Origin of the sequence: Actinobacillus minor NM305 (assembly GCF_000175195.1) — a bacterium.
Classification (GTDB): domain Bacteria; phylum Pseudomonadota; class Gammaproteobacteria; order Enterobacterales; family Pasteurellaceae; genus Haemophilus_A; species Haemophilus_A minor.
In genome coordinates this window covers 1-9,393 of record NZ_ACQL01000047.1, presented here as the reverse complement: position 1 = coordinate 9,393, position 9,393 = coordinate 1, and the positions used below count along the sequence as shown (strand labels likewise).

At 39.3% G+C, this 9,393-nt stretch carries 10 protein-coding genes; 2 read left to right on the top strand and 8 right to left on the bottom strand.

The window, feature by feature from the left end; all coding sequences use genetic code 11:
- Nucleotides 1-103: 103 nt before the first annotated feature.
- The 8 genes from AM305_RS01530 to AM305_RS01495 form a co-directional block, all read right to left on the bottom strand.
- Nucleotides 104-898 carry a D-hexose-6-phosphate mutarotase gene (locus tag AM305_RS01530; RefSeq protein WP_005822504.1) on the bottom strand — a complete coding sequence of 265 codons (795 nt, stop codon included), beginning with the start codon at nucleotides 896-898 and terminating at the stop codon, nucleotides 104-106.
- Between the two features lie 273 nt (nucleotides 899-1,171).
- The gene (gene mrcB / locus AM305_RS01525; protein WP_005822503.1) at nucleotides 1,172-3,577 is read right to left on the bottom strand and encodes a penicillin-binding protein 1B; all 2,406 of its coding nucleotides are present in this window, start codon (nucleotides 3,575-3,577) and stop codon (nucleotides 1,172-1,174) included.
- A 76-nt stretch (nucleotides 3,578-3,653) separates the two neighbouring features.
- Entirely contained in the window at nucleotides 3,654-4,511 is an 858-nt protein-coding gene (gene menB, locus AM305_RS01520; RefSeq protein ID WP_005822501.1) for a 1,4-dihydroxy-2-naphthoyl-CoA synthase, read from the bottom strand.
- 128 nt (nucleotides 4,512-4,639) lie between these two features.
- Nucleotides 4,640-6,346 carry a RelA/SpoT family protein gene (locus AM305_RS01515; protein WP_035293669.1) on the bottom strand — a complete coding sequence of 569 codons (1,707 nt, stop codon included), beginning with the start codon at nucleotides 6,344-6,346 and terminating at the stop codon, nucleotides 4,640-4,642.
- Between the two features lie 110 nt (nucleotides 6,347-6,456).
- Nucleotides 6,457-6,738, bottom strand: a complete 282-nt coding sequence (gene rpoZ / locus AM305_RS01510; RefSeq protein ID WP_005820700.1) for a DNA-directed RNA polymerase subunit omega — start codon at nucleotides 6,736-6,738, stop codon at nucleotides 6,457-6,459.
- Nucleotides 6,739-6,869: 131 nt separating this feature from the next.
- The gene (locus AM305_RS01505; protein WP_005822497.1) at nucleotides 6,870-7,661 is read right to left on the bottom strand and encodes a DUF4198 domain-containing protein; all 792 of its coding nucleotides are present in this window, start codon (nucleotides 7,659-7,661) and stop codon (nucleotides 6,870-6,872) included.
- A gap of 8 nt (nucleotides 7,662-7,669) precedes the next feature.
- Nucleotides 7,670-7,795 carry a type B 50S ribosomal protein L36 gene (gene ykgO, locus AM305_RS01500; RefSeq protein ID WP_005820685.1) on the bottom strand — a complete coding sequence of 42 codons (126 nt, stop codon included), beginning with the start codon at nucleotides 7,793-7,795 and terminating at the stop codon, nucleotides 7,670-7,672.
- Nucleotides 7,796-7,806: 11 nt separating this feature from the next.
- Nucleotides 7,807-8,076: a type B 50S ribosomal protein L31 gene (locus AM305_RS01495; RefSeq protein ID WP_005820683.1), complete on the bottom strand. Its 270-nt coding sequence runs from the start codon at nucleotides 8,074-8,076 to the stop codon at nucleotides 7,807-7,809.
- A gap of 178 nt (nucleotides 8,077-8,254) precedes the next feature.
- On the opposite strand from AM305_RS01495, the gene rpe reads away from it, so the two are divergent.
- Nucleotides 8,255-8,929 carry a ribulose-phosphate 3-epimerase gene (gene rpe / locus AM305_RS01490; RefSeq protein ID WP_005822495.1) on the top strand — a complete coding sequence of 225 codons (675 nt, stop codon included), beginning with the start codon at nucleotides 8,255-8,257 and terminating at the stop codon, nucleotides 8,927-8,929.
- A gap of 235 nt (nucleotides 8,930-9,164) precedes the next feature.
- Nucleotides 9,165-9,393 (top strand): acyl carrier protein (gene acpP, locus AM305_RS01485; protein ID WP_005822494.1); only part of this gene is annotated, 229 nt, incomplete at its 3' end.

Genomic DNA, 9,393 nt, shown 5'->3' with positions numbered 1-9,393 from the left:
AACGTTGCACTTGGTTTGACAATTCAAGAGTTAAAAAGTTGTGTATTTGCGACATAATATCGAAAAATCCTACTGCAACTTTGAAGACATCTTAAAGAATAAATTATTTTCTCACTCGAATAACTACACCAATTTGCTCATTTGGATGTAATAATTGGCTAAGACGTGCAGTTTCAACACAAACCATCGTTCGGTAACCCTGCTCGTTCATTCCGCTCATTGCTTTATACCACGGGTTCCAAACAACGATTTCGCTCGCATGTTGGTGCGCAACCTCAATTTGTCGCTGATTCCCGATATCTTCAATATAGCTATCGCCTTGTGCAAGGTAAATTTCATCGACTAACTCTGCAATTTTTCTTGGAGAATCAACCGCTTGCTGCTGTTGCGTTAAGGCATTAAAGACTGTATTAGGTAAACCAAAAAGTTCGGTCTTTTCAATATCTTGAACATGGAAATAACTATGCAACGCTACTTGAGCAGGTTCTTTACCAAGGTGGGTAAAGCAGAGTTCGCAGGTCTCGCCCAATGTCATGTCCATTTTCGCTTCTAGGTTTTTGTTTTCATCAAACAAAGAAAATGTAAGTTGAACATGCTCTTCTTGCTCTACATAATCGGTAAGTTCCCATAAGCGATTGCGAGCAGTACCATGTGCTGGTTGTTTGGTTGCTCCAAACCAAGGATAACAAATCGGCACGCCACCTCGAATCGCTTGACCAAGGCTAAAAGGCTCAACCTCACTTAACCAGAACACATCTTGGTTAGCGTGAGTTGGCTTCCAGCTTAATAATTGCGCGCCTTGTAGCGAAATTTTTGCGCTCATTAAAGCATGCTTAATTTCAAGGACAGGAATACTGTTGTAGTTTACCAGTTGCCATGTTGGCGGTAATGTTTTCATAAAATGTCTCCTTTAAATGATTAGAACTTATTCCTGTATTATGTAACAGTTGCTACTATATTCTTCTTAATGATTTATCACTTTCTACGTAATGCGACTAATTTTGCACAAATCAGTAAAAAAACATCTCTGTTTTAAAAGCAAATTTAGCTAGGTATTATGCTAACATGGAAAGAAATGAGCTTCTATGATAGAAAGCTGGATCTGTGAAGTGTGTCAAAATATTAAAATAAACCCGCTTTTTTATTAAGATAAAAGCGGGTTTACATCATATTACTCTGCGGTTGGTGCAATCTCTTCTGTCGGAACAGCTTGCTGTTCTTCCGGCACCTCAGCTTTAGTATTTTCAGTTTGAGGTTTACTTAAAGAAAGTGCTTCCAATACCGTTGGTTTTTCAGCTTCAATAACAGCACCTGCGGAAGTGCAATAACGCTGTCCTCGGTCTCGCCACATTGGGATTTGGCGGCTATTATCGCAGTTAATACTGCCATAGCTGTTAATCCCCACCCATTGAATATTCTTCGATTTTGGTAGACTGAATTTTGTTGGAGATGCGCGTTTCAAGTACTCTTTATAAACATACAATGCACCACTTGAGCCTGTTAAGTAGGTATCAGAGTTATTATCTTTCCCTAGCCACACGGTAGTCACATTTTCGCCATCAATACCCGCAAACCATGTATCACGTGCATTATTAGTCGTCCCCGTTTTACCGGCAAGACGTAAATGAGCAAACTCATTTTGTAAGCTACGTGCCGTTCCTCGCTCAACCACCTGTTGCATTGCATACAATGTTTGAATGGTTGCCTCTTCAGGTAATACTTGTTCACTTACTGCGTCAAGGTTACGCTGATAAAGAGGTTTACCATCATGCCCTGTAATGGATTCAATCGTAGTTAAAGGCACTTTTAAGCCATTATTTGCCAATACTTGGTAAGATTTTGTCACATCATAAGGCGAAATAGAGTACGAACCAAGCAACATTGCTGGGTAGGCAGGGATCTCAACTTTATCCCACCCCATTTCTTTTTGTTTTTCAATGACCTTTTTCAAGCCATATTTCATACCAATATTTACCGTTGGGATGTTCAATGAACGTACTAAGGCATCCATCAACATAACCGAGCCACTAAAACGCTTATCGTAGTTTTTTGGCGACCAAGGTGCGGAGCCTTTGACGTGAATCGTAATAGGCTTATTTTCAATCGGTGTGTTTAAGCGGAAATTTTTAGGATCGGATAACGCAATCGCATAAATGGATGGTTTGACTAAAGAACCAATTTGTCGCTTCGTTTGAATCGCACGGTTAAAGCCGGCAAACTGTGTTAGACGGTCGCCCACGATCGCACGCACTTTCCCCGTTTTATATTCAGCTACAACAATCGCCGATTGTAAGTCTTTGATTTTTTTATCGGTATTTTCAAGATCTTCTAATCCTGTAATAACCGCCTGTTCTGCGGAACGTTGTTGCTTACGATCTAAGGTCGTAAAAATCTTCGCCCCCGATAATAATGCAATACGATTCTCACCTAACTCATTTTTGAGGTCTAAATTTAAGGCTTGCATAAAGGCTGGCTGTTGGCGATAAATCGTACCTTTTTCTTTAACCCCAAGCGGTTGCTTAATTAAAAATTCGTAATCGCTTTGCGTAATCGCATTATTTTCTTGGAGCAATTTTAGTACCACATTACGGCGCTCAATCGCTGCCTGTGGGTGTCGCCATGGGTTATACAACGAAGGACCTTTTACCATTCCAACTAACAACGCCATTTGCGAGGGCGTAATTTCTTGAATTGGACGGCCAAAATAGAATTGACTCGCAAGCGCAAAACCGTGAATTTGATAGCTTCCGTTTTGACCTAAATAAATTTCATTGAGGTAAGTTTCTAAAATCTTATTTTTATCGTAACGTGCATCTAAAATTAGCGACATTAACGCTTCATTCACTTTCCGGCTTAGTGACTTTTCACTGCTTAAAAAGAGATTTTTAACCAACTGTTGGGTTAAAGTACTCGCGCCTTGCACCGTTCTACCGGCTTGGTAGTTTGCTACCAAAGCACGAGCAATCCCCATTGGGCTGATACCATCATGCTGATAAAAACGTTTATCTTCCGTTAAAAGTAACGCTTGAATTAAAAAATAAGGATATTGCTGTAAACGAAGTGCTTGGCGTTCTTCATCACTTTCAGAATGGATCATTGCAATCAATTTTGGGTCAAGACGGAATTCATCAACCAATTTGCGTTGCACTAAATCTTCAATGTAAGTTAAACGATCATTTTGAAAGCGAAGTCTTAATACTCGCTGTGCTTCCGGCGTTTCAGGAAACGGGAAAGCTCGGCGCAACATCACAATATTATTTTCTTCGATTTTGAAGTCGCCAGGTGTTGCGATTTGAGAAACTTGACGATAGCCGTTATCTAATAATGCGGTTTTTGTTTGTTCAAGCGTTAGATTATCTTCAATCCGGATACTTTCAATACGTGCATAAACCTCCGCAGGCAGTTGCCACACTTGCCCGTCCATTTTCGTTCGTATCTTACCGTCTAGATAAATGGCGTAAAATGCCATAAAGCTGGCACAAACCAGCCCGACTTTTAAACCTGTCGCCATAAAGCTCGAAAATACCGATCTTTTTTCAGGCGCTTTTTCTTGTTGTTCCAATTCAGGATTTGACATGATTTCAAACCAAAAAGTAAAAGCGGTGAAATTTTGCAAAAGATTTACGAAATATCACCGCTTGCTTCGTTATGGATTATGGATTGCGTTTAAACTTACTGAAGTCTGGAGCGCGTTTTTCGTTAAATGCGTTACGACCTTCTTGGCCTTCTTCTGTCATATAGAACAACATCGTTGCATTACCTGCGAGTTCTTGAAGACCTGCTTGTCCGTCACAGTCCGCATTTAACGCCGCTTTTAAGCAACGTAATGCAATCGGGCTGTTGCGTAACATTTCACGACACCAACGCACTGTTTCTTTTTCCAAATCTGCATAAGGCACAACGGTATTCACCAAGCCCATTTCTAAAGCTTCTTTCGCATCGTATTGACGACATAAGAACCAAATTTCACGCGCTTTTTTCTGCCCAACGATACGTGCCATATAGCTTGCACCCCAGCCACCATCAAATGAACCTACTTTCGGACCTGTTTGACCGAAGATCGCATTTTCTGCGGCAATGGTTAAATCACAAAGCATATGTAAAACGTGACCGCCACCAATCGCATAACCAGCTACCATTGCCACCACAGGTTTCGGACAGCTACGAATATCACGTTGGAAATCCAATACGTTTAAGTGATGTACGCCGCTATCGTCTTTATAACCGCCGTAGTCGCCACGTACTTTTTGATCACCACCAGAACAAAATGCTTTTTCACCTTGACCGGTTAAAACAATCACACCGATTTTTTCGTCAAAACGCGCATCAGAGAAAGCTTGGATCATCTCTTTCACTGTTTGCGGACGGAATGCATTACGCACTTCAGGACGGTTAATGGTAATTTTTGCGATACCATCTGTCGATTTGTGATAAAGAATATCAGTATAACCTTCGCTATGATCCACCCACTCAACAGGGGCGTAAAGTACATCATCTTTTGGGTTTTGCATTTTTTGTTCCTTTTTAATCAAAAATAAAAAATTCGATCAATTATAGCCGAATTCAGTTTGATGAGAAGAAAAAGCGGTCAAATTTGCAAAATATTTTACAAACTTGACCGCTTATTACGATGATTTGGCTAATTTTTAGTAACCTTCACAACACCATTTAATTTCATTAAACGCTGAATAACAACATAAAGATGTGCATTATCCGTCACTGAAATTTGCAATTTGACTTGGTAATTTCCATTGTCTTTTGGCTGGCTATGTACAGAACCAATGTTGCTATTTAAGGCGGCAATGGTATTCGTAAGACTTGCTAAAACACCCGGTTGGTTCTTAATTTCAAGTTCAATATCTACATCTTGATTTTCCGGTTTTTCTTCTTCAACCAAAACCTCATCGAGACTTTCAAGATGTTTTAGTGCCTGTTTGATTTTAGAACGGGCTTTTGCGCTCACAACAAAGCTGAGCCAAGAAGGGCTTGGGCGTTTCCCTTCTTCTATTAAAATTTCAATGGTTTGCCCGGATTGTAACGGTTGTGAAATCGGATAAGGTTGTCTATCAACAATTGCCCCCACACAACGATCGCCAATATCAGAGTGAACCGCATAGGCAAAGTCAATCGGTGTTGCCTTAGCCGGTAACTCAACAATACGTCCTTTCGGAGTAAAGACATAAATATCGTTTGAGAAAAGATCCGATTTGACATTCTCAATAAATTCTTCGGAATTGCCAGCGCTTTGTTGCAACTCAATGATGCTTTGTAACCATTTTTGTGCTTTTTGTTGCACGCTGGTTGTTTTAAGTGGTTCATCGGTATAACGCCAAAATGCTGCCACACCTAATTCTGCCATTTGATCCATTTCTTCTGTACGGATTTTCACTTCAATCGGCAAACCTTTATGCCCAATCATTGAAGTGTGAAGAGATTGATAGCCGTTAGTTTTTGGCACGGCAATATAATCTCGTACTTGGTAAGGGCGAGGTTTATATAACGCATGAACTTGCCCTAACGCACGATAGCAGTTATCGACATTTTCAACCACCACGCAAAAAGCATAAATATCTAAAATGGAACGAAAACGCTGATCACGCTGACGTAATTTGTGGTAAAGGGAATAAAGATGCTTCTCACGACCGTAAATACGAGCTTTAATGCCAAATTCCATTAAACGGCTTTCGATTTCATGAGGAATTTTCGCTAATAGATCCTGACGTGTTCCTCGTGCCATATCAATTGCCATACGAAGTACGTTATAACGGTGTGGATACATCGCTTTAAAGCAAAGATCTTCTAATTCATTTTTAAGGTGAGTAATGCCTAAACGATGCGCAAGTGGGCTATAAATCTCAAGGGTTTCTTTCGCAATTCGCATCCGTTTATCTGGGCGTAAAGCACCCAGTGTACGCATATTGTGAGTACGGTCGGCTAATTTGATTAAAACAACACGAATATCTTTGGTCATCGCCAAAATCATTTTGCGGAAATTTTCCACCTGTGCTTCTTGGCGAGTGCGGAATTTTAATTTATCTAACTTAGAAACACCTTGCACAATTTCTGCCACATTTGAACCAAATTCAGCAGCAAGTTGTTCTTCCGTATAGGGGGTATCTTCAATAACATCGTGCAATAATGCTGCCATAACAGCTTCATGATCGAGCTTCATCTCTGCAATAATGCCGGCAACAGCCACCGGATGCGTAATATAGGGTTCGCCACTTGAACGGGTTTGCCCTTCATGAGCATCTCGTGCGATGACAAAAGCACGTTTGACTAACTCTATTTTATCTGCCGGTAAGTAAGTTTGAATAATGCGATCTAAAGGTTCAAAAAGATACACGATACCCCCCACAAAAGATAAAAAAACGGATAACGAACAATTTGCAATATTTTCGGTTAATGTAACCGCTTGCATTTAAATTGTCCATTATCCATTCAAAAGATAATAAATTAAGCTTTAGCTTGAACGTCTGCTAAGAAAGAAATGGCTTCTTTTTCTGCAATATCTTGTTGAGCCGCTTGATGATTATCAAATTGATCCATAATTTCGCTGTTGATTAAACCTTCTTCGATTTCACGTAATGCAATCACTGTTGGTTTATCGCCTTCTTCCGGCACTAACGGTTCACGAGTGTGAAGTTGGATTTGTCTTGCACGACGTGCAGCAGTTAAAATTAAATCAAAACGGTTGCCGATTTTTTCTGCGGCAGCTTGAACGGTTACACGAGCCATTTTATTACTCCAAAGGATTTTGCAAAATTCATTCTAAAAGATCAGAGATTATACAAAAAATCCCCCTCGCTGACAATGAAAAGCAAGCGGTCTGTTTTGCAAAACTTTTTACAAATCAGACCGCTTTCAAATTATTGTACAATATCGAATGTTAAAGTCGCATAATGTTTAGCTTTTTGACATTGTGTCGGATCTTTAAATGGTACATCGTAAACGACAGATGCCTTCCAAAAACCTGCTTTCAATGGAATAATATCCACTGTGCCATCTTCGCCTGTTACATCAGAAAACGCTTGAGCTTCAACTTTATGAGAATGATGGTTATCGCTATTATCAAAACCTTTGAAGGTTGCTGTGAGCGTAGCATCCGCAAGTGGTTCGCCTTGATATAACACAACCACTTTAAAGCGTTCTCCCACTTTGATATTAGCAGGGTTTTCCATTGGCACAATTTCCAATTCGTGCCCAACCACTTCTGCAACAGAGGCTTTATCCGCTACATTTCCGATATTAATGATATTTTTGCCGTACATTGCCGTTTGTTCACAATAACTGGCGTTCGGCGTATTTTTCATATCTGCTTGTTTCCAACCTTCTGCATTTTTAGACCAAAATGTCGGTTTATATTCTGCGGCTAAAACATAGCTTCCTTCTTTTATGGGGGCATTGCTTTCAAAGTGATAATTTTTATCGCCTTTTTGCGCAAGTTGTTGCTTTCCTTCGCTATTTACCAACACCATTCCTTTATCAAAGAAGTGAAGGCGTTTTTCAGAAATTTGCTCTAATGTTGGAAATTCTCCATAGCCAATATCTGCTTTTAAAATTTCATTCGGTTTTGTCGGTTCACTCTGTACCCAAACACGATGAGCTTGTGCCGAAAGCGCGACAGAACAAATTGCTGTTGCCAGTAGTAGTTTTTTCATGACTTTCCTTATCTTTGACGAGCTTTAAAACGTGGATTACTTTTGCAAATCACATAAAGTTTACCTTTACGGCGAACGACTTTACAATCTTGATGGCGTGTTTTTGCACTTTTTAATGAATTTAGAATTTTCACATTGTCTCCTTTTATTTGCGAGTAACGAGACTCGCCATACCTTTAAATTTATCACTGAACTTACTTGCTCGCCCTTCGGTATTCGCTTCACGGCGTTTACCGGTATAAACCGGATGAGAAGCCGAAGAGGTATCTAACGGGTAAAATGGGTATTCTTTCCCATCTGTCCACACCATTGTTTTTGTTGTTGCTGCACAAGAGCGAATAACCCAGCCTTGCTGAACTGAGCCGTCATAAAATAGTACCTCACGATAATTTTCAGGATGAATACCCTTTTTCATTTTGTCTCCTAAATAATAACCATTATTAAATTATGGAAATATCATACAGGAAACATTTTTAATTTCAATAATTTTTTTATGGTTTTATAAAAGATTTTAATTTTGAGAGGTGGATCGCGTTATTCTATGCATTTTTGTGTTAGGCTATGCCTACTTAATTGGTAATAAGGAAAACTTTATGGCTCAACAACCTTTTCTCATTGCACCTTCGATTTTATCTGCAAATTTAGCCAAGTTAGGCGAAGATGTAAAAAACGTTCTCGAGGCTGGAGGAGATATTATTCATTTTGATGTAATGGATAATCACTTTGTTCCTAATTTAACCTTTGGACCGGCAATTTGTCAGGCATTACGTGATTATGGTATTACCGCTCCGATTGATGTTCATTTAATGGTTAAACCAATTGAACGTCTTATTCCTGAATTTGCTAAAGCAGGGGCGAATTACATTACATTCCACCCTGAAGCAACGGATCATATCGACCGTAATTTACAACTGATTCGTGAATTAGGCTGTAAAGCAGGATTAGTATTCAACCCTGCAACACCACTACATTATCTTGATTATGTGATGGATAAAGTGGATATGATCTTGTTAATGGGCGTAAATCCCGGTTTTGGTGGACAAAAATTCATTCCGGCAACACTAAATAAATTACGTGAAGTTCGTAAGCGTATTGATGCCAGTGGTTTAAATATTCGTCTAGAAGTTGATGGCGGTGTAAAAATTGAGAATATTGCTGAAATCGCAGAAGCCGGCGCAGATACTTTTGTTGCTGGTTCAGCTATCTTTGATTTACCGGATTATAAAGCTGTCATTGATAAAATGCGTGCAAAATTAGCAACAATCTAACCCATTTTTGATTAAATTCTAGAAAATTTTAGTCTTTCAAACGGCTTTTAATGGATAAACCGCAGACATAATGGTAGAATACTAAGGCTTTTTGCTTACACCCTGTAAGTAAACCTTTTAACTAGTGTATTTTAAAATTGCCTGGTTTGACCTTATTTATTAGGCTTGAATTTCGCAAAATTTAGATTACACTAATTAACTCTCGCATTAAGCGATTTTATATAGGAAACAAAACATGAGCATTGAAGAACGCGTAAAAAAAATTATCGTTGATCAATTAGGTGCAGACGCTGCACAAGTTAAACCTGAAGCTTCATTCATCGAAGATTTAGGCGCTGACTCTTTAGACACAGTTGAGTTAGTAATGGCTTTAGAAGAAGAATTCGATATCGAAATTCCAGATGAAGAAGCTGAAAAAATCACAACTGTTCAATCAGCGATTGACTACGTGACAAAAGCTAACG